The 22,600-nt window shown below is 71.7% G+C and carries 23 protein-coding genes; 13 read left to right on the plus strand and 10 right to left on the minus strand.

Features of this window, described 5'->3' with window-relative positions; genetic code table 11:
* Positions 1-212: 212 nt before the first annotated feature.
* Positions 213-1,202, plus strand: coding sequence for a GTP 3',8-cyclase MoaA (gene moaA / locus AC07FJ_RS04720; RefSeq protein WP_468293294.1), 990 nt, complete (start codon positions 213-215; stop codon positions 1,200-1,202).
* A gap of 92 nt (positions 1,203-1,294) precedes the next feature.
* Here moaA and AC07FJ_RS04725 read toward each other — a convergent pair whose 3' ends face one another.
* Positions 1,295-1,555 carry a hypothetical protein gene (locus AC07FJ_RS04725; protein WP_479045147.1) on the minus strand — a complete coding sequence of 87 codons (261 nt, stop codon included), beginning with the start codon at positions 1,553-1,555 and terminating at the stop codon, positions 1,295-1,297.
* A 214-nt stretch (positions 1,556-1,769) separates the two neighbouring features.
* On the minus strand, positions 1,770-2,177 hold the full coding sequence (locus tag AC07FJ_RS04730) for a DUF3099 domain-containing protein (RefSeq protein WP_479045149.1): 408 nt from the start codon (positions 2,175-2,177) through the stop codon (positions 1,770-1,772).
* Between the two features lie 226 nt (positions 2,178-2,403).
* On the opposite strand from AC07FJ_RS04730, the gene AC07FJ_RS04735 reads away from it, so the two are divergent.
* Positions 2,404-2,679 (plus strand): GlsB/YeaQ/YmgE family stress response membrane protein, encoded by a 276-nt coding sequence (locus AC07FJ_RS04735; protein WP_361415044.1) that lies wholly within the window; start codon positions 2,404-2,406, stop codon positions 2,677-2,679.
* Positions 2,680-2,762: 83 nt separating this feature from the next.
* On the opposite strand, the gene tyrS is transcribed toward AC07FJ_RS04735, so the two are convergent.
* The 3 genes from tyrS to AC07FJ_RS04750 form a co-directional block, all read right to left on the minus strand.
* Complete coding sequence (tyrS, locus tag AC07FJ_RS04740) at positions 2,763-4,031, minus strand: tyrosine--tRNA ligase (RefSeq protein WP_479045151.1); 1,269 nt, start codon at positions 4,029-4,031, stop codon at positions 2,763-2,765.
* 65 nt (positions 4,032-4,096) lie between these two features.
* Positions 4,097-5,488, minus strand: a complete 1,392-nt coding sequence (locus AC07FJ_RS04745; RefSeq protein ID WP_479045152.1) for a metallopeptidase TldD-related protein — start codon at positions 5,486-5,488, stop codon at positions 4,097-4,099.
* Positions 5,485-7,008 carry a TldD/PmbA family protein gene (locus tag AC07FJ_RS04750; RefSeq protein ID WP_479045154.1) on the minus strand — a complete coding sequence of 508 codons (1,524 nt, stop codon included), beginning with the start codon at positions 7,006-7,008 and terminating at the stop codon, positions 5,485-5,487. Before AC07FJ_RS04750 ends, AC07FJ_RS04745 begins: the two co-directional genes overlap by 4 nt.
* A gap of 210 nt (positions 7,009-7,218) precedes the next feature.
* Between AC07FJ_RS04750 and fabG the strand changes: the two genes are divergently transcribed.
* From fabG to AC07FJ_RS04765, 3 genes are all read left to right on the plus strand, one after another.
* The gene (gene fabG / locus AC07FJ_RS04755) at positions 7,219-7,923 is read left to right on the plus strand and encodes a 3-oxoacyl-[acyl-carrier-protein] reductase (protein ID WP_361415052.1); all 705 of its coding nucleotides are present in this window, start codon (positions 7,219-7,221) and stop codon (positions 7,921-7,923) included.
* Between the two features lie 4 nt (positions 7,924-7,927).
* Complete coding sequence (gene fabI, locus AC07FJ_RS04760) at positions 7,928-8,695, plus strand: enoyl-ACP reductase FabI (protein WP_361415054.1); 768 nt, start codon at positions 7,928-7,930, stop codon at positions 8,693-8,695.
* A gap of 219 nt (positions 8,696-8,914) precedes the next feature.
* Positions 8,915-9,244, plus strand: a complete 330-nt coding sequence (locus AC07FJ_RS04765) for a hypothetical protein (RefSeq protein WP_479045156.1) — start codon at positions 8,915-8,917, stop codon at positions 9,242-9,244.
* On the opposite strand, the gene AC07FJ_RS04770 is transcribed toward AC07FJ_RS04765, so the two are convergent.
* Complete coding sequence (locus AC07FJ_RS04770) at positions 9,223-9,951, minus strand: FadR/GntR family transcriptional regulator (RefSeq protein WP_479045157.1); 729 nt, start codon at positions 9,949-9,951, stop codon at positions 9,223-9,225. The two genes, AC07FJ_RS04765 and AC07FJ_RS04770, sit on opposite strands and share 22 nt — an antisense overlap.
* A gap of 102 nt (positions 9,952-10,053) precedes the next feature.
* Here AC07FJ_RS04770 and AC07FJ_RS04775 point away from each other — a divergent pair, with 102 nt between their 5' ends.
* From AC07FJ_RS04775 to AC07FJ_RS04790, 4 genes are all read left to right on the plus strand, one after another.
* Positions 10,054-11,514, plus strand: coding sequence for a CynX/NimT family MFS transporter (locus tag AC07FJ_RS04775; protein ID WP_479045159.1), 1,461 nt, complete (start codon positions 10,054-10,056; stop codon positions 11,512-11,514).
* Positions 11,515-11,532: 18 nt separating this feature from the next.
* Positions 11,533-11,652 (plus strand): SGM_5486 family transporter-associated protein, encoded by a 120-nt coding sequence (locus AC07FJ_RS04780; protein ID WP_361415062.1) that lies wholly within the window; start codon positions 11,533-11,535, stop codon positions 11,650-11,652.
* Positions 11,653-11,832: 180 nt separating this feature from the next.
* Complete coding sequence (locus AC07FJ_RS04785) at positions 11,833-12,057, plus strand: hypothetical protein (protein ID WP_479045162.1); 225 nt, start codon at positions 11,833-11,835, stop codon at positions 12,055-12,057.
* Between the two features lie 57 nt (positions 12,058-12,114).
* Entirely contained in the window at positions 12,115-12,633 is a 519-nt protein-coding gene (locus AC07FJ_RS04790) for a SixA phosphatase family protein (RefSeq protein ID WP_479045163.1), read from the plus strand.
* 95 nt (positions 12,634-12,728) lie between these two features.
* Here the strand turns inward: AC07FJ_RS04790 and serB are convergent, their stop codons facing one another.
* A complete protein-coding gene (gene serB, locus AC07FJ_RS04795) occupies positions 12,729-13,934 on the minus strand; it encodes a phosphoserine phosphatase SerB (RefSeq protein WP_479045165.1) in 1,206 nt (401 codons plus the stop codon).
* Positions 13,935-14,505: 571 nt separating this feature from the next.
* Between serB and AC07FJ_RS04800 the strand changes: the two genes are divergently transcribed.
* A complete protein-coding gene (locus AC07FJ_RS04800) occupies positions 14,506-17,121 on the plus strand; it encodes an ABC transporter ATP-binding protein/permease (protein WP_479045168.1) in 2,616 nt (871 codons plus the stop codon).
* A 127-nt stretch (positions 17,122-17,248) separates the two neighbouring features.
* Here AC07FJ_RS04800 and AC07FJ_RS04805 read toward each other — a convergent pair whose 3' ends face one another.
* The 3 genes from AC07FJ_RS04805 to AC07FJ_RS04815 all read right to left on the minus strand — a co-directional run bounded on the left by AC07FJ_RS04805 (position 17,249) and on the right by AC07FJ_RS04815 (position 20,119).
* Positions 17,249-17,980 carry a transglycosylase SLT domain-containing protein gene (locus tag AC07FJ_RS04805; RefSeq protein WP_468293334.1) on the minus strand — a complete coding sequence of 244 codons (732 nt, stop codon included), beginning with the start codon at positions 17,978-17,980 and terminating at the stop codon, positions 17,249-17,251.
* Positions 17,981-18,281: 301 nt separating this feature from the next.
* Positions 18,282-19,418 carry an S-adenosylmethionine:tRNA ribosyltransferase-isomerase gene (locus AC07FJ_RS04810; RefSeq protein ID WP_479045170.1) on the minus strand — a complete coding sequence of 379 codons (1,137 nt, stop codon included), beginning with the start codon at positions 19,416-19,418 and terminating at the stop codon, positions 18,282-18,284.
* Positions 19,415-20,119, minus strand: a complete 705-nt coding sequence (locus tag AC07FJ_RS04815) for an SDR family NAD(P)-dependent oxidoreductase (RefSeq protein ID WP_479045173.1) — start codon at positions 20,117-20,119, stop codon at positions 19,415-19,417. The genes AC07FJ_RS04810 and AC07FJ_RS04815 overlap by 4 nt, the downstream gene beginning before the upstream one ends.
* A 179-nt stretch (positions 20,120-20,298) precedes the next feature.
* On the opposite strand from AC07FJ_RS04815, the gene AC07FJ_RS04820 reads away from it, so the two are divergent.
* The 3 genes from AC07FJ_RS04820 to AC07FJ_RS04830 all read left to right on the plus strand — a co-directional run bounded on the left by AC07FJ_RS04820 (position 20,299) and on the right by AC07FJ_RS04830 (position 22,508).
* Positions 20,299-21,465 carry a GAF domain-containing sensor histidine kinase gene (locus AC07FJ_RS04820; protein WP_479045175.1) on the plus strand — a complete coding sequence of 389 codons (1,167 nt, stop codon included), beginning with the start codon at positions 20,299-20,301 and terminating at the stop codon, positions 21,463-21,465.
* On the plus strand, positions 21,458-22,120 hold the full coding sequence (locus AC07FJ_RS04825; RefSeq protein WP_479045177.1) for a response regulator: 663 nt from the start codon (positions 21,458-21,460) through the stop codon (positions 22,118-22,120). The genes AC07FJ_RS04820 and AC07FJ_RS04825 overlap by 8 nt, the downstream gene beginning before the upstream one ends.
* Before the next feature lie 142 nt (positions 22,121-22,262).
* Positions 22,263-22,508, plus strand: a complete 246-nt coding sequence (locus AC07FJ_RS04830; RefSeq protein ID WP_361415082.1) for a chaplin — start codon at positions 22,263-22,265, stop codon at positions 22,506-22,508.
* Positions 22,509-22,600: the final 92 nt, after the last annotated feature.

The following is a 22,600-nucleotide window of genomic DNA, read 5'->3' on the forward strand; positions in this document are numbered from 1 at the left end:
GAAGGGGAAAGATGAGATGGGAAGCGCAACCCCCGTAGTTGGTGCTAGAGACCCCCCCACGACCACCAAAAAGAGGGGGGTTGTTGGCTTTTTTTCCCCCCCCCCCCCCCCCCCCCCCGCCGCTCCTGTGGACAATGGCCCGTGTCGTTGTCAGTGGTCTCGCGTAGTCTCGCTGGTAGACGGATCCCGGTAACTCGGGGGAGGGGGCCCCAGTGCTCATCGACACCTTCGGCCGCGTGGCCACTGACCTGCGGGTCTCGCTCACCGACCGCTGCAATCTGCGGTGTACGTACTGCATGCCCGAAGAGGGGCTGCAGTGGCTCGCCAAGCCCGACCTGCTCACCGACGACGAGATCGTCCGGCTGATCACCATCGCCGTCACCGACCTGGGCATCACCGAGGTCCGGTTCACCGGCGGCGAGCCGCTCCTGCGCCCCGGGCTCGTGGGCATCGTCGAGCGCTGCGCCGCCCTGGAGCCCCGCCCCAAGATGTCCCTGACCACCAACGGCATCGGGCTGAAGCGCACCGCCACCGCCCTCAAGGCCGCCGGTCTGGACCGGGTCAACGTCTCGCTCGACACCCTGCGGCCCGACGTCTTCAAGACCCTCACCCGCCGCGACCGCCACCACGACGTCCTGGACGGCCTCACCGCCGCCCGCGACGCCGGCCTCACCCCGGTGAAGGTCAACGCCGTCCTCATGCCGGGGCTCAACGAGGACGAGGCCCCCGACCTGCTGGCCTGGGCCGTGGAGAACGACTACGAGTTGCGCTTCATCGAGCAGATGCCGCTCGACGCCCAGCACGGCTGGAAGCGCGACGGCATGATCACCGCCGGCGACATCCTGGAGTCCCTGCGTACGCGCTTCACGCTGACGCCCGAGCCCGACGAGGCGCGCGGGTCGGCCCCCGCCGAGCGCTGGATCGTCGACGGCGGCCCGCACCGCGTGGGCGTCATAGCCTCCGTCACGCGTCCCTTCTGCCGGGCCTGCGACCGCACCCGCCTCACGGCGGACGGCCAGGTGCGCACCTGCCTCTTCGCCCGGGAGGAGACCGACCTCAGGGCCGCGCTGCGCTCGGACGCCCCCGACGAGGAGGTCGCCCGGATCTGGAAGCTCGCGATGTGGGGCAAGAAGGCCGGCTCCGGCCTGGACGACCCGAGCTTCCTGCAGCCGGACCGCCCCATGTCGGCGATCGGCGGCTGAGGCCCGGGCCCCGAGCACGGAGCCCGGACGCGGCGGTCGGCGTGGCCGCCCTGCTCGGCGGTCGGGCGGCCGCTCAGCGGTCGGGGGGCCGCTCAGCGGTCGGCCGAGCCCGATTCCCACTCGGCGAGCGTCACCACGTCCTTGAGGAACCCGCGCACGCCCAGGAACTGGGACAGGTGCTCGCGGTGCTCGTCACAGGCCAGCCAGGTCTTGCGGCGCTCCGGCGTGTGCAGCTTCGGGTTGTTCCAGGCCAGGACCCACACGGCGGCCGTCCGGCAGCCCTTGGCGGAACAGATGGGCCGGCTCGCCTGCTGCGTCTCCGGCTGGCTCTCCGGCTGGGTTTCGTCGCTCACCACACGTCCAAACGAAAACGGCCCGAACAAAGGCGACGCCGAGCAGCCACGGGGGGAGCTGCCCGGCGTCGGTCCGTCGCTCCGACGGGGGATGCGGAGCGCCTACGCAGTATGTCACGCACACCCCGTCGCAGTGCACTGGAACGTCATGATTGATCTGAGCTTTTCTTGAGCTTGTATGCCCGCCGACCGGCGCCTCCCCGGCCGCCGCGGGTCACCTCTGCTCGTACTGCCGTTCCCCTTCGGGTTCCGGCTGACGTTCCGCTTTCTCCCGTACGGGCGGCTGCGCGGGCTCCCGGTCGTCGTCCGCCGCGGGCTCCGGCGCCTCCAGCATCGGATGCGTGGGCGTCGGCGTGACGACGAAGCTCGACGGCATCCCGGGAGCGGTCTCCCGGCCCGCGTTCGCGATCACCACGGCGATGTACGGCAGCACCGCGCCGAGCACCAGCGCCACGATCGCCACATGCCGTTCCACGTTCCACAGGGACGCCGCCGCGATCACCGCCAACGTCCGCACCGACATCGAGATCACATAGCGGCGCTGCCGGCCCCGTACGTCGTCGGCCAGGCCCTGCCGGGCGCCGGTGATCCGGAAGACCTCGTCATGACCACGCTTCCGCATCGCGTTCCACCACCCGACGTCTGTGCCGGACACTCCCCGGACCGGACCTGCTTCCACGGTACGCCCGCCCTGCGTCCCGTTCGAGAGCGGGGCACACTTCACCAGGCCATACGCCCCCCTGCATCCCGCGTACGGTTCGCTCCGACATGCGCCGTACGGCGCGGACCCGCACACTGTCGATGACTGCTCATGTCGATCTGTACCGATCTGTACCGAGGAGGCAGCCATGGGCTGGTTGTGGGCGATCATCGTGGGATTCGTGCTGGGTCTGCTGGCCAAGGCGATCCTGCCGGGCAAGCAGCACAGCCCCCTGTGGCTGGCCACCATCTTCGGCATCATCGGCGGCATCGTCGGCAACGCCCTCGCCCGGGCGTTCGGCATCGAGGCGACGCCCGGCATCGACTGGGGCCGGCACGCCCTGCAAGTCGTGGCGGCGGTCGTCATCGTCGGAGTCGGCGACATGCTCTACATGTCGATGCGCGGCAGAAAACAGCGCGCCTGACCGGCCGTGCAACAGGCCGAGGCGGCCCGGGCGCGTCCTCCGTGCCCGGGCCGCCTCGGCCCTTCGTCATCCGCCCCGGGGCGTCAGCCCGCCGCGACCTCGATCGCCGCCAGGTTCTTCTTGCCCCGGCGCAGCACCAGCCAGCGCCCGTGCAGCAGCTCCTCGGCCGAGACCTCGGCGTCCTCGGCGGTCACCTTGACGTTGTTCACGTACGCGCCGCCCTCCTTCACCGTGCGGCGGGCGCCCGACTTGCTCGGCGCCAGGCCGACCTCGACGAACAGGTCCACCACCTGGCCCAGCTCGGTGACCCGGGCGTGCGGCAGCTCTGCCAGCGCCGCGGCCAGCGTCGCCTCGTCCAGCTCCGCCAGCTCGCCCTGCCCGAAGAGCGCCTTCGACGCGGCGACGACGGCGGCGCACTGCTCCGCGCCGTGCACCAGCGTCGTCAGCTCCTCGGCCAGCGCCCGCTGGGCCGCACGGGCCTGCGGCCGCTCCTCGGTGAGCCTCTCCAGCTCCTCGATCTCCTCGCGGGACTTGAAGCTGAAGATCCGCAGGAACTTGGAGACGTCCCGGTCGTCCGCGTTCAGCCAGAACTGGTAGAACGCGTACGGCGTGGTCCGCTCGGGGTCCAGCCAGACGGTGCCGGACTCGGTCTTGCCGAACTTGGTGCCGTCGGCCTTGGTGATCAGCGGCGTCGCCAGGGCGTGCACCGTGGCGTGGGGCTCGACCCGGTGGATCAGGTCGGTGCCCGCGGTGAGGTTGCCCCACTGGTCGCTGCCGCCGGTCTGCAGGACGCAGCCGTGGCGGCGGTACAGCTCCAGGAAGTCCATGCCCTGCAGGATCTGGTAGCTGAACTCGGTGTAGCTGATGCCCGCGTCGGAGTTCAGCCGCCGCGCGACCGCCTCCTTGGTGATCATCTTGTTCACCCGGAAGTACTTGCCGACGTCCCGCAGGAAGTCGATCGCCGACAGCCCCGCCGTCCAGTCCAGGTTGTTGACCATGGTCGCCGCGTACGGCCCCTCGAAGTCGAGGAACCGCTCGATCTGGGCCCGCAGGCGCTCCACCCAGCCGGCGACGACCTCCGGGGAGTTCAGCGTGCGCTCCGCGTTCGGCTTCGGGTCGCCGATCAGGCCCGTCGCCCCGCCGACCAGACCCAGCGGGCGGTTGCCCGCCTGCTGGATCCGGCGCATGGTGAGGATCTGCACCAGATTGCCCAGGTGCAGGCTCGGTGCCGTCGGATCGAAGCCGCAATAGAACGTGACGGGACCGTCCGCGAACGCCTTGCGCAGTGCGTCCTCGTCAGTGGAGAGGGCGATGAGCCCCCGCCACTGCAGTTCGTCGACGATGTCCGTCACGGTGACGTCTCTCCTTGAACGAAGTGGGATCGAACAGTGCGGTGTTCCCTGCCAGTCTATGGGGGTCAGACGCCCAGGCTGACCGAACTCATGTTGAAGTCCGGCACCCGCAACGGCGGCATCGCCGCCCTGGTGAACCAGTCGCTCCACTCACGCGGCAGCGTCTTCTCGGTCCGGCCGGCCTCCGTGGCCCGCGACAGCAGGTCGACCGGCGACTCGTTGAACCGGAAGTTGTTCACCTCGCCGACGACCTCGCCGTCCTCGACGAGATAGACCCCGTCCCGGGTCAGCCCGGTCAGCAGCAGGGTCGCCGGGTCCACCTCGCGGATGTACCACAGGCAGGTCAGCAGCAGCCCGCGCCGCGTGGAGGCCACCATCTCCTCCAGCGACCGCTCGCCACCGCCGTCCAGCACCAGGTTGCCGATCGCCGGAGCCACCGGAAGGTGCGTGAGCCCCGCGCTGTGCCGCGTGGTCACCAGCCGCTCCAGGCGCCCCTCCCGTACCCACGCGGTGGGTTCCAGCGGCAGCCCGTTGTCGAACACCGACGAGTCGTCGCCCGACGCGTGCGCGATCACGAACGGCGCGGACTCCAGGCCCGGCTCGTACGGGTCGCTGCGCAGCGTCAGCGGGAGCGGGGAGAGGGTCTCGCCGAGCCGCGTGCCGCCGCCCGGCTTGGAGAACACGGTGCGGCCCTCCGCCGCGTCCCGGCCCGCCGCCGACCACATCTGGTAGATCAGCAGGTCCGCCACCGCGGTCGGCGGCAGCAGCGTCTCGTACCGCCCGGCGGGCAGCTCGATCCGCCGCTCCGCCCAGCCGAGCCGCCGCGCGAGCTCCGCGTCCAGCGCCAGCGGATCCACGTCCTTGAAGTCCCGCGTCGCCCGCCCCGCCCACGCCGAGCGCGTCCGGTCCGGAGACTTGGCGTTCAGCTCCAGCGTCCCGGACGGCTGGTCGTGCCGGAGCCGCAGCCCCGTCGACGTACCCAGGTACGTCGACGTCAGCTCGTGGTTCGCGAACCCGTACAGCTCCCGCCCGCCCGCGCGGGCCCGGCCGAACGCCTCGCCCAGCGCGGGCGCGAAGTCCCCGAAGACCGCCGAGGACGTCTCGGCGGGCGCGTCCGTGAAGTCCGGCGACGCCGCGACCCCGGAGACCAGCGGCTGCGCGTCCTCGGCGGGCCCGGCCGCCCGCGCCGCCGCCTCGGCGGCCCGCACCAGCGGCTCCAGGTCCTCGGCCGTCACCGCGGACCGCGACACCACACCGGAGGCGGTGCCCTGCGCCCCGTCCACGGTGGCGATCACGGTGAGCGTCCGCCCCCGGGTGACACCGTTCGTCGTCAGGGCGTTGCCTGCCCAGCGCAGGTTCGCGGACGACTGCTCGTCCGCGATGACGACGCACCCGTCCGCGCGGGACAGCTCCAGGGCCCGCTCGACGATCTCGTACGGCTTGCTGACGGGGCTCATCGACCGGCCTCCTGCGTGGTGTTCAGAATGTTCACGCCCCGGAACAGGGCCGACGGGCAGCCGTGCGAGACCGCCGCGATCTGGCCCGGCTGGGCCTTGCCGCAGTTGAAGGCGCCGCCCAGGACGTACGTCTGCGGGCCGCCGACCTTCTCCATCGAGCCCCAGAAGTCCGTCGTCGTCGCCTGGTACGCGACGTCGCGCAGCTGCCCGGCCAGCCGCCCGTTCTCGATGCGGAAGAACCGTTGCCCCGTGAACTGGAAGTTGTAGCGCTGCATGTCGATCGACCAGGAGCGGTCGCCGACCACGTAGATGCCGCGCTCCACGCCCCCGATCAGGTCCTCCGTCGACAGACCGCCCGGATCCGGCTGGAGCGACACGTTCGCCATCCGCTGCACCGGCACGTGCGACGGCGAGTCCGCGAAGGCGCAGCCGTTCGACCGGCCCAGCCCCGTCAGCCTCGCGATCCGCCGGTCGAGCTGGTAGCCGACGAGGACGCCGTCCTTGACCAGGTCCCAGCTCTGCGCCTCGACGCCCTCGTCGTCGTACCCGATCGTCGCCAGGCCGTGCTCGGCGGTCCGGTCACCCGTCACGTTCATGATCGGCGAGCCGTACACCAGCTTGCCCAGCTGGTCGAAGGTGGCGAAGGAGGTGCCCGCGTACGCCGCCTCGTAGCCGAGCGCCCGGTCCAGCTCGGTGGCGTGACCGATCGACTCGTGGATCGTCAGCCACAGGTTCGACGGGTCGACGACCAGGTCGTACCTGCCCGCCTCCACGCTCGGCGCCCGCATCTTCTCCGCGAGCAGCTCCGGGATCTGCTCCAGCTCCGCGTCCCAGTCCCACCCGGTGCCGGTCACGTACTCCCAGCCGCGCCCGGCCGGCGGCGCGAGCGTCCGCATCGAGTCGAACTCACCGGTCGTGGCGTCCACCGCCACCGCCGTGAGCTGCGGGTGCAGCCGTACGCGCTGCTGCGTGGTGACGGTCCCGGCCGTGTCCGCGTAGAACTTGTTCTCGTGGACGGTCATCAGCGACGCGTCCACGTGCGCCACCCCGTCCGCGCGCAGCAGCCGCGCGCTCCACTCCGCCAGCAGCGCGCTCTTCTCCGCGTCCGGCACGGTGAAGGGGTCGATCTCGTACGCCGAGACCCACGTGCGCTCCGCGTGCACCGGCTCGTCGGCGAGCTCGACCCTCTCGTCGGCGCCCGCCGCCGCGATGACCTTCGCCGACAGCTTCGCCATGGCCACGGCCTGCGAGGCGACCTTCGCCGCCGCGTCCATGGTCGGGTCGACCCCGGACGCGAACCCCCACGCCCCGCCGTGCACCACCCGCACCGCGTACCCGAGGTCCGTGGTGTCCGACGACCCGGCGGGCTTGGCGTCCCGCAGCCGCCACGAGGCACTGCGTACGCGCTCGAAACGGAAGTCGGCATGCTCGGCGCCGAGCGCCCGGGCCCGCGCGAGCGCCGCGTCGGCGAGGGCCCGCAGCGGCAGCGCCGTGAAGGCTTCGTCGATGGAATGAGGCACGAATGTCTCCTGTCGTATGAGACCGGTCGCCTCCGATCATGTCGCGCCGCACGGTTCGCTGCCCAGTGCTTTCCGTGGTCCCGCCAGCGGTTTTCTGTAGGGACCCGACAGCGCGGCCCGTACGCCACTGTCAGAGGCCGATTCCGCGTACGACCAGCGGGACCGATAGGTTTTCGGGGTACCACACCATGCAAGGGAAAGGGTGATCTGTTGAGCCGCTCGGTTCTTGTCACCGGAGGAAACCGGGGCATCGGCCTCGCCATCGCCCGCGCGTTCGCCGACGCCGGCGACAAGGTCGCGATCACGTACCGGTCCGGCGAGCCGCCGGAGGGCTTCCTTGCTGTCAGGTGTGACATCACCGACGCCGAGCAGGTGGAGCAGGCCTACAAGGAGATCGAGGAGAAGCACGGTCCGGTGGAGGTGCTGGTGGCCAACGCCGGCGTCACCAAGGACCAGTTGCTGATGCGCATGTCGGAGGAGGACTTCACCTCCGTCATCGACACCAACCTCACCGGGACCTTCCGCGTGGTCAAGCGTGCCAACCGCGGCATGCTGCGCGCCAAGAAGGGCCGCGTCGTCCTCATCTCCTCCGTGGTCGGCCTGCTCGGCTCGGCGGGCCAGGCCAACTACGCCGCCTCCAAGGCCGCGCTGGTCGGCTTCGCGCGCTCGCTCGCCCGTGAGCTGGGCTCGCGCAACATCACGTTCAACGTCGTCGCACCCGGCTTTGTCGACACCGACATGACCAAGGTGCTGACCGAGGAGCAGCGCGCGGGCATCGTCGCCCAGGTGCCGCTCGGCCGCTACGCGCAGCCCGAGGAGATCGCCGCCACCGTCCGGTTCCTCGCGTCCGACGACGCCTCGTACATCACTGGAGCCGTCATCCCGGTTGACGGCGGATTGGGCATGGGTCACTGATCACATGAGCGGAATTCTCGAGGGCAAGCGGGTCCTGATCACCGGTGTGCTGATGGAGTCGTCCATCGCCTTCCACACCGCCAAGGTGGCCCAGGAGCAGGGCGCCGAGGTCATCCTGACGGCCTTCCCGCGGCCCACGCTGACCGAGCGCATCGCCAGGAAGCTGCCCAAGCCCGCCAAGGTCATCGAGCTCGACGTCACCAACGACGAGCACCTGAACCGGCTCGCGGACGTGGTCGGCGAGGAGCTCGGCGGCCTCGACGGCGTCGTGCACTCCATCGGCTTCGCGCCGCAGGACGCGCTCGGCGGCAACTTCCTCAACACGCCGTTCGAGTCCGTGGCGACCGCGATGCACGTCTCCGCCTTCTCGCTGAAGTCGCTGACGATGGCCTGCCTGCCGCTGATGCAGAACGGCGGCTCGGTCGTCGGCCTGACCTTCGACGCGCAGTACGCCTGGCCGCAGTACGACTGGATGGGCCCGGCCAAGGCCGCGCTGGAGGCCACCAGCCGGTACCTCGCCCGCGACCTGGGCAAGCAGAACATCCGCTGCAACCTGATCTCGGCCGGACCGATCGGCTCGATGGCCGCCAAGTCCATCCCGGGCTTCGGCGAGCTCGCGAAGGTCTGGGACGAGCGCTCCCCGCTCCAGTGGGACATGTCCGACCCGGAGCCGGCCGGCCGCGGCGTCGTCGCGCTGCTGTCGGACTTCTTCCCGAAGACGACCGGCGAGATCGTGCACGTCGACGGCGGCGTGCACATCATGGGCGCCTGACCCACCGCGTACACGCAGCGCGTACACCAGCGCGTAAACCCATCGCGCAAACCCGCGTACCGGAAGGGCCGCGCACTCCGTCACGGACGGGGTGCGCGGCCCTTCGCGCATGGCGCGCGTGCCCGGGCCGGCGTCGCTCGAGTCGAAGAGTCACCGTGATCACGGCACACTGGTGCAGAACGGATATTCGTGTCCGTTGATCGGGGAGGAGGTGTGGCTGTGCGTACGAAGCACCACCTGGCCCTGGTGGCGGTGGCGGCCCTCCTGTGGGGGCCCGCCCTCAGCGCCCAGGCCTATGCCGAAGACCTCGAACGGTACGTCGCCTCATGCCGTACGTCGGTCGAGGGCTCGCGCGTCACCGCGCACTGCCACAACCCCTACCCCCACACGGACCGGGTCCGGCTGCACGTCGAGTGCGACCGTTGGTGGGACATCGACTCCGACAGCGCCGCCGTCGAGGTGGCCCCCACCGCCTACGCCGAGCTGACCGAGCGGTGCTGGAAGGAAGTACGGGCCGCCTGGATCACTCACGAGCCCGTACGCGGCTGATCGGCCGGCTCTGCTTCCCGATCGACGGCCGCCGCGCCGGCTTGGCGCAGGCACATGAAGGGGTAGCCGGCCGCCTCCGAGGCCGCCCGCTCCGCGTCGCCCGCGCGGATGGCCTCCACCAGCCGCGCGTGGTCCATGTGGTACTCCGGCCGCAGCTCCTGCCCCACGTCCTCGCGCAGCCAGTCGCGTACGAGATGCCCGAGGTCGGCGTAGAGCTCCGTCATGACGTCGTTGTGCGACGCCGCCACCACGGCCAGGTGGAACGTCGAGTCCACCGCCACGAACCGCTCCGCGTCCCCGGCTTCCCAGGCCTCCTCGCGCCGCGCGAGCAGCGCGTCCAGCTGCTTCATGTCCCGGTCGGTGCGGCGCTCCGCGGCCAGGCGGGCGGCCGCCGACTCCAGCGTGGAGCGGAGCTCGGCGATGTGCCTGGGGTCGGCGCCGGAGAAGCGGCGGTGCATCACCCCGGCGAGCTCGCTGGTGGCGATGACGTACGTGCCCGACCCCTGGCGGATGTCCAGCAGGCCGTTGTGCGCCAGCGCGCGGACCGCCTCGCGGATCGTGTTGCGGGCCACGCCCAGCTGCTGGACCAGCTCCGGCTCGGTGGGGATGCGCGAACCGATCGGCCACTCGCCCGAGGTGATCTGGTTCCGGAGCTCGGCGATCACCTGATCGGTGAGCCCGGACCGGCGGGGAGTGCTGAGCGCCATGGGTGCTCCTCGGCGTCGTGAAGGGAAGCGGCGGAAGGGAAGCGTCCGTCGACGTATCCGTCGATTGGACAGCCAATCATCCCATGATTCTATGATGGTTCCATGTCCGACGAGCCGCTGACCCCGACCACGACCGAATCCCCCGCCCGCATACCCCGGCAGAGCGCCGCAATGAGCTCCGCCTCCGGCGCGGAAGCCGCCGTGTCTCGTAGAACCCCCGCTACCGCCACCGCAGCCGTCTGGCTGCCCCGGCTCCTGGTCCTCGGACTCGTCCTCGCCGCGCTCAACCTCCGTCCCGCCATCACCAGCCTCGGCGCGCTCCTCGAAGAGGTCCGCGACGGGCTGCACATGAGCGGCAGCGTGGCCGGGGTGCTCACCTCCGTACCGCCGCTGTGCTTCGCCGTCTTCGGCATCACCGCGCCCCGGCTCGCCCGTCGCTTCGGGCCCGCCGCGATCGTGTGCGCCGGCATGGCCGCCATCGCGCTCGGGCTGGCCATCCGGCCCTTCACCGGCGGCACGGCCGCCTTCCTCGCCGCCAGCGCCCTCGCGCTGATGGGCATCGCCCTCAGCAACGTCCTGATGCCGGTCATCGTCAAGCGGTACTTCCCCGACCGCGTCGGCAGCATGACCGGCCTGTACTCGATGGCCCTGGCCCTCGGCACCTCCCTCGCGGCCGCCGCGACCGTGCCCATGACGGACGCGCTGGGCGGCAGCTGGCGCACGGGCCTCGGGGTGTGGGCCGCCCTCGCCGCCCTCGCGACGCTGGCCTGGCTGCCGCTGGTACGCGACCGGGGGAGGGGCCGGGGCGCCGCGACGGCGGAGGGCCGGGCGGACGGCCGGGCGGACGGTCGGGCGGAGGGCCCGGCTGAGCGTGGTCCGGCGGACACCGGAGCGGCTGAGGCTGGCCCGGTGAAGTCCGGTCCGGTGCAGTCCGGTCCGGTGCAGTCCGGTCCGGCGGTGGACGCCGCCGCCGGGGCGCCGGGCCTGCGGATCACCCGCAGCCGGACCGCCTGGGCGCTCGGCGTCTTCTTCGGGCTCCAGGCCACCGGTGCGTACATCACCATGGGGTGGATGCCGCAGATCTTCCGCGACGCCGGGGTCTCCGCCGGTACCGCGGGCGTCCTGCTCGCCGTGACGATGGTGATGGGTGTGCCGCTCGCCTTCGTCATCCCCCGGCTGGCCGGGCGGATGAAGAACCAGGGCCCCATCGTGGTCGCCCTCTGCCTCTGCGGCCTGAGCGGATACGCGGGCCTCTTCTTCGCCCCGGCCGCCGGAGCGTGGCTCTGGGCGCTGCTGCTGGGCGTCTCCAACTGCTCCTTCCCGCTCGCCCTCACCATGATCGGCATGCGCTCGCGCACCGGTGGCGGCGTCGTGCGGCTCTCCGCCTTCGCCCAGAGCGTCGGCTACCTCATCTCCATCCCGGGACCGACGCTGGTCGGCGCGCTCTACCAGCACAGCGGCGGCTGGGACGTGCCGCTGGCCCTCATGGCCGGGCTGATGGTGCCGCAGATGGCCGTCGGCATCCTGGCCGGACGGGACCGCACGATCGAGGACGAACTCTGAGGTGCGAAACTGGGCGGCATGGAACCTGTGCTTGACCCGAACCCCCAGAACGGTCAGAAGAAGCTGCTCGGCGTGCTCGGCGCGATGCTGGCGATCGGCTTGATCATCGGCATCGTCGCGTCGATCGCCTCGCCCTGACGGGGTGGGGGGTAGCCCCCCGATCCCCTAGGGGGCCAGGCTCAGGGTGAAGTGGGTGGATCACCGGATGGGCCGGGGCCACCGTGATCCGTAACGTCTGAGGTACATCGGGACGCCGGGCCTCGGCGCCCCGCGCACTCGCGACCACGGACCACGGACCACGGACCCACGGAGGCGGCCATGTCGGCTCGTACGCACCCCCGGCCCCACGCCACCGGCGGCGTCGGCACCCGGCTGACCTGGTGGGCCCTCACCCTGCCGGTGATGGCGTTCGTCGCCCTGCTGGTGCTGCTCACCGGGGGCGGAATCCGGGGCGGTACCGGGGGCGCTGAGGCGCATGCGACGGGTGGGGAGCCAGCGGTGGGACGCATACTCGAACACATCCAACACACGCTCTCCCCCTGAGGGGAGAGCTGGTCAACACCCTGCGCCCCGTGCCGGCTTTCATGCGAAGCTGGGGCCATGAGCGTCGATACACCCCGCAGGATCGTGCTACTCCGGCATGCGAAGGCCGACTGGCCCCAGGTGTCCGACCACGACCGGCCGCTGGCCGACCGAGGCCGCAAGGATGCACCCGTGGCCGGCCGTCGGCTCGCCGAGACGGGCATCACCTTCGACCTGGCCCTGTGCTCGACCGCGGTCAGGACCCGCGAGACGTGGAAGCTGGTGGTCTCCGAGCTGCCGCAGCGACCCAAGACCGTGTACGAGGAGCGGCTCTACGAAGCCTCGCTCGGCGATCTGATCGCGCTGCTCAACGAGACCTCCGACGAAGTGAACAACCTCCTCGTCATCGGTCACAACCCGGGTGTGCACGCCCTTGCCGACGCGCTCGCCGGGAGCGCGGAGGGGGACACGCTGGTCCGCATGAACCGCGGCGGCTTCCCGACGGCATCGTTCGCGGTCGTGGAGTTCGCCGGCTCCTGGAAGTCGGTGGAACACGGCGTCGGCACGCTCACCGGCTACTGGGCGCCGCACGAGTAACCCGCCCCTTCGTCACCCGGACCTTCCACCCGTGCGAACGACAAGGGGCCCGGACACCGGGTCGGTGTCCGGGCCCCTTTGGCCCCGCGCACTCGCTAGGCCACGTCGATGTCCGCCGCCTCGACCTCTTCCCGGGTGATCCCCAGCAGGTAGAGGACCGTGTCGAGGAAGGGCACGTTGACGGCCGTGTGAGCGGCGCGGCGCACCACCGGCTTGGCGTTGAAGGCCACGCCCAGGCCCGCCGCGTTCAGCATGTCGAGGTCGTTGGCGCCGTCGCCGATCGCGACGGTCTGGGCCAGCGGCACGCCCGCCTCGGCGGCGAACCGGCGCAGCAGCCGCGCCTTGCCGGCCCGGTCGACGATCTCGCCGGTCACGCGGCCGGTCAGCTTGCCGTCGACGATCTCCAGCGTGTTGGCGGAGGCGAAGTCGAGCCCGAGCCGGGCCTGCAAGTCGTCCGTGACCTGGGTGAAGCCACCCGACACCACACCCACCTGGTAGCCGAGCCGCTTGAGCGTACGGATCAGGGTGCGCGCGCCCGGCGTCAGCCTGACCTCCGCGCGCACCTTGTCCACGACCGACTCGTCCAGCCCGGCGAGCAGCGCCACGCGGGCGTGCAGCGACTGCTCGAAGTCCAGCTCGCCGCGCATGGCGGCGGCAGTGATCTCGGCGACCTTGTCCTCGCAGCCCGCGTGCGCCGCGAAGAGCTCGATCACCTCGTCCTGGATGAGCGTGGAGTCGACGTCCATCACGACCAGCCGCTGGGCGCGGCGGTGCAGCCCCGCCGACACGACGGCCACGTCCACGCCGATCTCGGCGGCCTCGGTGGCGAGGGCGGTGCGCAGCGGCTCCGTCTCCGTACCGGACACCGCGAACTCCACCGCCGTCACCGGATACTTCGCCAGCCGGAAGATCCGGTCGATGTTGCCGCCCGTCCCGGTGATCGTCGCCGCTATGGCCGCCGTGTTCTCGGCGGTCAGCGGGTGCCCCAGCACGGTGACGTGGGAGCGGCCGACGCCGCGCGGCCGGTTGTCACCCGTACCGGAGATGATCTCCGCCTGCAGCTTCAGCGACTCCGCCCAGCTGTGGACGGTGGCGCGCAGCTCACCCTCCGTGCTCACCGTGGGCTCCGTGACGAGCGCGCACAGGACGATGCGGCCTCGGGTCACGACCTGCTCGATGTCGACCACGTCGACGGAGAAGGCGGCGAGGGTGTCGAACAGCCCGGCGGTGATCCCGGGCCGGTCCTTCCCGAAGATCTTGACGAGAAGGGTGGGTACGTCGGAGGTCTGCAATGCGCTCATGGTCCTCCCACCGTATCCGGCCCCGGCGGCCCGGGCTTCCCCTGTCCCGCGTACCGGACACCGCCGGCGCACCACGCGACCCGCCTGCGGCCCCGGCTCGGCCTCCGCACCCCACGTGGGACGCCGGTTCTGCGGATTCCGCACATCCTCCGACCCCGACCCCGGCCCCGACCCCGACACCGGCCGTCCCGCCGATACCGCCGGCCGTGCCGCCCGCGGCACGACCCAGTCGCGATCATGCCGCGCCTCCGCACCGAGGCCGCCGCTCTCCTGCCCGTGCCGCGTGCCGGGTGCACCGCGTGCCCGTGCGCCAAGTGCCGGGTGCGCCGTGTGGCGGCGCGCGGGCGCCACCGATTCCGCACCGCGCGAACGGCTCCCGCGGAGTTCCGAGTTGCCCCGTTCGCTCCTGATCCGTACGCACTCGGGGGTGCCCTCACACGGGCCTGCGCGCCCTCTTCACACCGCCCGACTTTCGAATACGGGACCGGGCCTGAAATAGTTCCCCACGATGTTCGCATCCCTGGACTCCCCGCGACGGGGGTCACTCGGGGGACAACTAGTGGGGCATGGAGTGCCGGAATTCGTACTGGAATTGAACGGAAGGACCTGGACTCTCGATGCGTCCAGGTCGTACACCCTTGGCCGGGATCCGCAGGGCGACCTGGCGGTCGACGACGCAAGGGTCTCGTGGCGGCATGCCACGATCAGGTGGGACGGCCGCAGTTGGCTCATCGAGGACCACGGCTCCACCAACGGCACCTATGTGCAGGGCCAGCGGATCCAGCAGATGGAGATCGGCCCCGGGTCGGCCGTCCACCTCGGTAACGCCACCGACGGCCCGCGGCTGAACTTCACGGGCGCGGCCGCCTACAACGCACAGGGCGCGGCCCCTCAGGCGCCCCAGGTCTCACAAGGCCAGCCCCCGCAGCAGCCCCACCAGGCCCCGCAGCAGGGCTGGCCTCAGCAGCATCAGGCGCCTGCCGCCGCCCCGCAGCACCAGGGTTGGCAGCAGCACCAGCAGCCGCAGCAGCAGCCGCACCAGCCCCACGTACCGCACCAGCAGCAGGCCGGCCCGCACGGCGGCGACGCGGCAGCCTCGGCCGGCCCTGTCCAGCAGTACGCCTCGAAGGTCCCGGCCCAGGGCGGCGGCGCGGCGGGGGCGCCGCCGGTCCACGGGGGCGACCGCAGCCCGACCACCTTCCACCAGGTGGCCCTCGGCCGCGTGATGCGCATCGGTCGTGCGCTCGAGAACGACCTGGTCGTCTCCGACCTCCAGGTCTCGCGCCACCACGCCGAGTTCCACGCGACCCCCGACGGCCGCTTCGAGATCCGCGACCTCGGCTCGCACAACGGCACGTACGTCAACGGCCAGCCGCTGCCCAAGTCGGGCTCGGCGCTCATCGGCCCGAACGACACCGTCGGTGTCGGTCACTCGACGTTCCGGGTCGTCGGCGACCGCCTCGAGGAGTTCGTCGACACCGGTGAGGTCTCCTTCTCCGCCCGCCACCTCACCGTCACGGTCGACGGCGGCAAGCAGATCCTCAAGGACGTCTCCTTCGGCGTCCCGGAGAAGTCGCTCGTCGCGGTCATCGGCCCCTCCGGCTCCGGCAAGTCCACGCTGCTCAAGGCGCTGACCGGCTACCGCCCCGCCAACCAGGGCGACGTCCTCTACGACAACCGGAACCTGTACAAGCAGTTCGCCGAGCTGCGTCAGCGCATCGGTCTGGTCCCGCAGGACGACATCCTGCACAAGGAGCTGACCGTCCGGACCGCGCTCAAGTACGCCGCCAAGCTCCGCTTCCCCGCCGACACCACCGAGCAGGAGCGCGAGGCGCGGATCGACGAGGTCCTGCGCGAGCTGAAGCTCGACATCCACAAGACCAAGAAGATCACCGCCCTCTCCGGCGGCCAGCGCAAGCGCGTCTCCGTCGCCCTGGAGCTGCTGACCAAGCCGTCCCTGATCTTCCTGGACGAGCCGACCTCGGGCCTCGACCCGGGCATGGACCGCGACGTCATGCAGCTGCTGCGCGGCCTGGCCGACGACGGCCGCACGGTCCTCGTCGTCACGCACTCCGTCGCCGAGCTCGCGCTCTGCGACAAGCTGCTGGTCATGGCACCCGGCGGCTCGGTGGCGTACTTCGGCCCGCCGGAGGAGGCGCTCAACTTCTTCGGCTACGAGACCTGGGCCGACGTCTTCTCCGCCTTCGAGAACTACCGCGATTACGACTGGGCGGGCCGCTGGAAGGGCTCGCAGCACTACCAGATGTACGCCGCGGACCTCGACGCCGTCGCCCCGCAGTCCGTCCAGATGCCGCCGGCCCAGGCGATGCGCCCGCCCAAGCCGCAGGGCTGGGGCGCGCAGCTGTGGACCCTGATCCGCCGCTACCTGTCCGTCATCGCGTCGGACAAGGGCTTCATGGCGCTGATGGTGATCCTGCCGGCCGTCCTCGGTGTGGTCTCCACGCTGATCAGCTCGAACTACGGGCTCCGGCCCAGCCCGCGCGGCCCCAACGGCAGCGCGGCGACCATCCTGCTGATCCTGGCCGTCGGTGCCTGCTTCGCCGGAGCGGCCAACTCCGTGCGTGAACTGATCAAGGAACGGGTCATCTACGAACGGGAACGGGCCACCGGCCTGTCACGTTCGGCGTATCTGATGTCGAAGGTGATCGTCCTCGGTCTGATCACCATCGTGCAGGGCGCGATCATCGGCGGCATCGGCTTCGGGATGCGTGACGTGCCGGACGAGGGCCTGCTCTTCGGCTCCTCCCTGGTCCGGCTGGAGCTGAGCCTGCCGATCATGGCGCTCGGCTTCACCTCGATGATGTTCGGCCTGATCATCTCCTCGCTGGTGAAGACCGCCGAGAAGACCATGCCGCTGCTGGTGATGTTCGCGATCATCCAGGTCGTCTTCACCGGCTGCCTGTTCACCCTGCACGGCCAGGTCGGCGTCAACGAGTTCTCGTACCTCATGCCGTCCCGCTGGGCCGTGGCCGCCGCCGGCACGACCGCCCAGCTGAACGTCCTGTTCCCCAACCAGGACGACCCGACCGACACCGACCCGCTGTGGGACCACGAGATCGGTATGTGGTTCGTCGACATGGGCGCGCTCCTGGCCCTCGGCGCCCTCTGCGGCGTGATCGTGGCGCGCCTGCTGCGCCGCCACGAGCCCGAGGTCATGCGCAAGTGACGGACTGACCCCCGCGCACGCGCGAAGGGCGGCACCCCCCACGGGGTGCCGCCCTTCCGCATGTCACACGCACGGGGCCATCGGCCACACGCCACGAGCTACACGGCGCGCCGTGACGTCACACGGCTCAGTACGCGCTGTTGACGTTGTCCATGGAGCCGTAGCGGTCGGCCGCGTAGTTGCAGGCCGCGACGATGTTGGCGACCGGGTCCCACTGGCTCTTCTTGGTGCCGGGGATGTGGTACGCGTCGAAGGTCGGCTTGATGACCTGGAGGAGACCGATCGACGGGACGCCGTTGATGGCGTTGATGTCCCAGTTGTTGATCGCGTTCGGGTTACCGCTGGACTCCCGCATGATGTTGCGGTGGATGCCCTCGTAGGTGCCCGGGATCTTGTGCTTCTTCATGATGTCGAGCGCCTCGCGGATCCAGCCGTCGAGGTTGTTCGCGTACACCGGCTTGCGGGCGGCGGCGCGGCTGGCGGCGGCCTTCTCGGCGGCGCGCTTCTTCGCGGCGGCCTCGGCCTGGGCCTTCGCCTTGGCGGCGGCAGCCGCCTTGGCCTTGGCGGCAGCCGCGGCCTGGGCCTTCGCGGCGGCGGCGTCGGCCTTCGCCTTGAGCTCGATGGTGGTCAGCTGGTCGGTGATGCCCAGCTGGAGGGTGCCGGCGGCCTGCTTGCCGCCCCAGGCGACCGGAGCGGCGGCGGCAACGGCCTGCGGCTCGACGGTCTGCGCGGGGGAAGCGTTGCTCGGAACGGCGGTGAACGCCAGGGCGGCGGCGCCGATGGCGGCCACGCCGGCGATGGAAAGCTTCTTCTGGTTGTTCTTGAGACGGCTGAAGCCGGAAGTCCTGGACGCGGACATGCAGTCGTACCTCTTCGAATCGCGGGACGTCGCCTGGCCGGGTGGCGCTGCGCCTGCTCGGCGGGCAACGGCTGCAATTCTTAGCGGCAGCAAAAACCCCTGGCAAAGGTGTGACGTACGATCCGCGATAGTGGATCAGGAGGTGGCGCCAAGCGCCACAAATCGCCCACGCCACCCCCTCAACCAGCGCTGATCCGGTCCTTGCATGTCCACTACGCCGCTTCGTAAGTGACCTGCGTCCTATGCGCGGGCTCACATCGGGTGTGTAACAACCTCACCATCTGTTGCACGCGCAATGCGGTCAGTGAGGACCTGTCACAGGCCCGGGCAGCAGCAGGTGGACGTCCCCGAACTCGTGCCACAGATACCGGCACCGCAGCGCCTCCGCGTAGGCCCGGTCCAGCGCCTCCCGCCCCGCGACGGCCTCCAGCATCAGCAGGTGCGAGGCCCGCGGCTCGTGCAGCCCGGTCAGCAGCCCGTCCACCACCCGCACCCCGCGCTGCGGAGTCACCACCAGGTCCGTCCACCCCGCGGCCTCCCGTACGACCCCGTCCGCGCCCACCGCCGACTCCAGCGCCCGCACCGCCGTCGTCCCCACGGCCACCACCCGGCCCCCGGCGGCCCGGGCCGCGTTCACCAGCCACGCCGTGGCCGCCGGTACCGCGAAGCGCTCCGGATACGGCGGCTCGTGCGCCTCCGCCGACGCCACGCCCGTATGCAGCGTCACCGGCGCGAACTGCACCCCCCGGCTCACCAGCTCCGCGACCGTCCCGGCCGTGAAGGGCCGCGCCGCGCTCGGCATCTCCGCCGAGCCCGCCCCGTCCGGCGAGGGCTGCGCGAAAACCGTCTGGTACGCGGCGAGCGGCTGGTCCCGCTCGGTGTACCCGTACCGGATGGGCCGCCCGTACCGCGCCAGCAGCCCCGGCACACCGGCCGGCACAGGCGCCACCGCCTCCGCCGATGCCACAAGCGCCCCCGACGCCACCGGCGTCTCCCACGTCACCGATGCCCACCACAGCCGCGCCGCACCGGCCACCAGCGGCTCCTCCAGTACGAGCCGGGCGCCCCCCGGCAGCCGTACGACCCCGCCGGCCGGGCCCCCGGCGCGCGGCCGGGTGCTGCCCCGTCCGTCCGGCGCCCGCAGCTCCACGGCCCAGCGCCCGTCGTCCCCGCACGTCGAGAAGTGCACGACCACGGCCTCCGCGCCGATCCGCCCGCTCACGGCGGCCGCGAGCGTGGGCGACGTGTTCACCACCAGTACGTCCCCGGCCCGCAGCAGCCCCGGCAGCTCCCGGAAGGAGCGGTGCGACACCGCCGAACCCCGCGACAGGAGCAGCCGCACGTCGTCCCGCCCGCTTCCGCGCTGCTCGGCGGGCACCCGCGCGGACAGCTCCTCCGGCACCCGCAGCGCGTCCAGGCCCTGCCCCAGCGCCCTCACGCCCCCACCCCCAGCAGCGCGGACGCCGTGTACCGCCCGCTCGCCGGGCGCTGCGCCAGCAGCCGCAGGAACGCCGGCACCACCGACTCCGGGCTGGGACGGCCCGACTCGTCGTCGACGGGGACCGCGGCCCGGTACAGGTCCGTCCGCATGTCGCCCGGGTCCACCGCCCACACCCGCAGCCCCGGCTCCTCGACGGCCAGGACCGCCGCCAGCAGGTCCAGCGCCGCCTTCGACGCCCCGTACCCGCCCCACGTCCCGTACGCCTCCACCGCCGCGTCGGAGCTGACCGCGATCACCGTCCCGCCGCCCGCGCCCGCCCGCAGCAGCGGCAGCGCCTCCTGTACGAGGCCGAGGGCGGCGACCACGTTCGTCTCCAGTGCCGCCCGCAGCCCCTCCAGCGGCAGCGCGTCCAACCGGACGAGCGGCTCGGCGCCCAGCGCGCTGGCATTGCTCACCAGCAGATCCAGCCCACCCAGCCTCCGGGCCGCGGCCACCAGCTCCGCTCGGTGCGCCGCGTCCGTCACGTCCCCGGGCACCGCCACCACCCGCGTCCCGTACGCCCCCGCCGCCCGCGCGCCGTCCTCCAGTACGCGGGCGGTTCTGGCGTCCAGCACCAGGTCCCAGCCCTCCTTCGCGAGCGCCTCCGCGAGCGCGCGCCCCAACCCCTTGGAAGCCCCGGTGATGATCGCGACAGCCATGACACCCATCCCCTTCACACGTGCGGTGCTCTGTGCTCCCACCCTCGAACGCGTACGCCGCCCCTCGCCTCGTCCAAAGGCCTCGACGCGCGTGGGACTTCGGCCTAGGTCCGCGGGCCCAGGGGGCCGCCGTCCCCGGGCGGATACGGACTGTCACACCCCGCCGGTAACGTGAACGCATGACCGATCGACGAGAGCGACCACCCCGCTCCGGGCTGGCCGCCGTCAGCACCGCCCTGCTGGCGATGAGCAGGCACCTCGAGGTGCGCGACGTCCTCAAGACGATCGTCGCCTCGGCCCGCGAGCTGCTCGACGCCGAGTACGCGGCCCTGGGCGTGCCCGACGATCACGGCGGCTTCGCCCAGTTCGTGGTGGACGGCGTCAGCGAGGAGCAGTGGAAGGCGATCGGCCCCCTGCCCCGCCAGCACGGCATCCTCGCCGCGATGCTCCACGAGGCGAAGCCCGAGCGCCTCGCCGACGTGCGCAAGGACCCCCGCTTCGAGGGCTGGCCCGACGCCCACCCCGACCTCGCCGACTTCCTGGGACTGCCGATCCGGGACGGCGACGAGACGATCGGCGCGCTGTTCCTCGCGAACAAGCGCTGCGACAGACCCGCCGGCGCCGAGCAGCGCTGCGGCTTCACGGAGGAGGACGAGGAGCTGCTCGGCATCCTCGCCCAGCACGCCGCGATCGCCCTCACCAACGCCCGGCTGTACGAGCGCAGCCGCGAGCTCACCATCGCCGAGGAGCGCTCGCGCCTCGCCCACGAACTGCACGACGCCGTCAGCCAGAAGCTCTTCTCCCTGCGGCTGACGGCCCAGGCCGCGGCCGCCCTCGTCGACCGGGACCCGGCCCGCGCCAAGGGCGAGCTCCAGCAGGTCGCCGCGCTCGCCGCCGAGGCCGCGGACGAGCTGCGCGCCGCGGTCGTCGAACTGCGGCCGGCCGCGCTCGACGAGGACGGCCTCGTCCACACCCTGCGTACGCAGATCCAGGTCCTGGACCGCGCCCACAGCGCGCACGTCACCTTCGACGCCCGGGGGATACGCGCCCTGCCGGCCTCCCAGGAGGAGGCCGTCCTCCGCGTCGCCCAGGAGGCCCTGCACAACGCCCTGCGCCACTCCGGTGCGGACCGGGTGGAGGTCTCCCTCCACCGGCACGGCCAGGGCGCGCTCCTCAGCGTCACCGACAACGGCAAGGGGTTCGCACCGCGCGCGGTCCGCAGGGCGGGCCGCCACCTGGGCCTGGTCTCCATGCGGGACCGGGCGAGCGGCGTGGGCGGCAAGCTCACGGTCCAGTCCGAGCCCGGCAAGGGCACCACGATCGAGATGGAGGTCCCCGGTGGCTGAGGCTGCGTCCCAAGCGAAGACCGGCATCCGCGTCCTGCTGGTCGACGACCACCAGGTGGTCCGCCGCGGACTGCGCACCTTCCTGGAGGTCCAGGACGACATCGAGGTCGTGGGGGAGGCGCCGGACGGTGCCGAGGGCGTGGCCCGCGCGGAGGAGCTGCGCCCGGACGTCGTGCTCATGGACGTCAAGATGCCCGGCATGGACGGGATCGAGGCCCTGCGCAAACTGCGCGAGCTGGCGAACCCGGCGAGGGTGCTGATCGTCACCAGCTTCACCGAGCAGCGCACGGTCGTGCCCGCCCTGCGCGCGGGCGCCTCCGGGTACGTCTACAAGGACGTGGACCCGGACGCGCTGGCCGGCGCCATCCGCTCCGTCCACGCGGGCCACGTCCTCCTCCAGCAGGAGGTGGCCGGAGCACTGCTCAGCCAGGACGAGGGCAACGGCGGCACGGGCCGCGGCGGCACCCTCACCGAGCGGGAGCGCGAGGTCCTCGGCCTGATCGCCGACGGCCGCTCGAACCGCGAGATCGCCCGGGCGCTGGTCCTCTCCGAGAAGACGGTCAAGACCCACGTCTCGAACATCCTCATGAAGCTGGACCTCGCGGACCGCACCCAGGCGGCGCTGTGGGCGGTGCGCCACGGTCTGACGGGCTAGTCAACCAGCGCACCCATATAAGTCGGAGATTCATACCGTCGTGTGTATGTCACCCACTCGGCGGAACCCGGGGGGCGTGCGGCCGTTCTCCAGGGCGTGCTGCGGTGATCTCCGCAGCGATGTCCAACGGAGGATTCCAGAAGTGAAGAACCTGAAGAAGGCCGCCACCGTGACCCTGCTCGCCGGTGGGCTGGTCGCCGCCGCCGCGGGCGCCGCGTCCGCCACCTCCGGCGCGCACGCGGACGGCGCCGCCGTCGGTTCCCCCGGCGTCGGCTCCGGCAACCTGATCCAGGCCCCGGTCCACGTCCCGGTGAACGTCAACGGCAACAGCGTCAACGTGATCGGCGCGCTGAACCCGGCCTTCGGCAACACGTCCGTCAACCACTGACGGCTTTCTCACCCCACGGCCCCCAGCCCCCACCTGGGGGCCGTCGCCATGCCACCCCGGCCCCAGCCCCGGCCCTACGCGGGGCTCCCCGC

The sequence above is a fragment of the Streptomyces sp. NPDC045998 genome (assembly GCF_056430285.1).

Coding starts and splice junctions, on each gene's coding strand:
- fabI (WP_361415054.1), top strand. CDS start 7,928: ATGAGCGGAATTCTCGAGGGCAAGCGGGTCCTGATCACCGGTGTGCTG.
- AC07FJ_RS04770 (WP_479045157.1), bottom strand. CDS start 9,951: ATGGCGCTCAGCACTCCCCGCCGGTCCGGGCTCACCGATCAGGTGATC.
- AC07FJ_RS04815 (WP_479045173.1), bottom strand. CDS start 20,119: ATGGCTGTCGCGATCATCACCGGGGCTTCCAAGGGGTTGGGGCGCGCG.
- AC07FJ_RS04820 (WP_479045175.1), top strand. CDS start 20,299: ATGACCGATCGACGAGAGCGACCACCCCGCTCCGGGCTGGCCGCCGTC.
- serB (WP_479045165.1), bottom strand. CDS start 13,934: ATGAGCGCATTGCAGACCTCCGACGTACCCACCCTTCTCGTCAAGATC.
- AC07FJ_RS04780 (WP_361415062.1), top strand. CDS start 11,533: ATGGAACCTGTGCTTGACCCGAACCCCCAGAACGGTCAGAAGAAGCTG.
- AC07FJ_RS04790 (WP_479045163.1), top strand. CDS start 12,115: ATGAGCGTCGATACACCCCGCAGGATCGTGCTACTCCGGCATGCGAAG.
- AC07FJ_RS04745 (WP_479045152.1), bottom strand. CDS start 5,488: ATGAGCCCCGTCAGCAAGCCGTACGAGATCGTCGAGCGGGCCCTGGAG.
- AC07FJ_RS04785 (WP_479045162.1), top strand. CDS start 11,833: ATGTCGGCTCGTACGCACCCCCGGCCCCACGCCACCGGCGGCGTCGGC.
- AC07FJ_RS04805 (WP_468293334.1), bottom strand. CDS start 17,980: ATGTCCGCGTCCAGGACTTCCGGCTTCAGCCGTCTCAAGAACAACCAG.
- AC07FJ_RS04735 (WP_361415044.1), top strand. CDS start 2,404: ATGGGCTGGTTGTGGGCGATCATCGTGGGATTCGTGCTGGGTCTGCTG.
- AC07FJ_RS04730 (WP_479045149.1), bottom strand. CDS start 2,177: ATGCGGAAGCGTGGTCATGACGAGGTCTTCCGGATCACCGGCGCCCGG.
- AC07FJ_RS04775 (WP_479045159.1), top strand. CDS start 10,054: ATGTCCGACGAGCCGCTGACCCCGACCACGACCGAATCCCCCGCCCGC.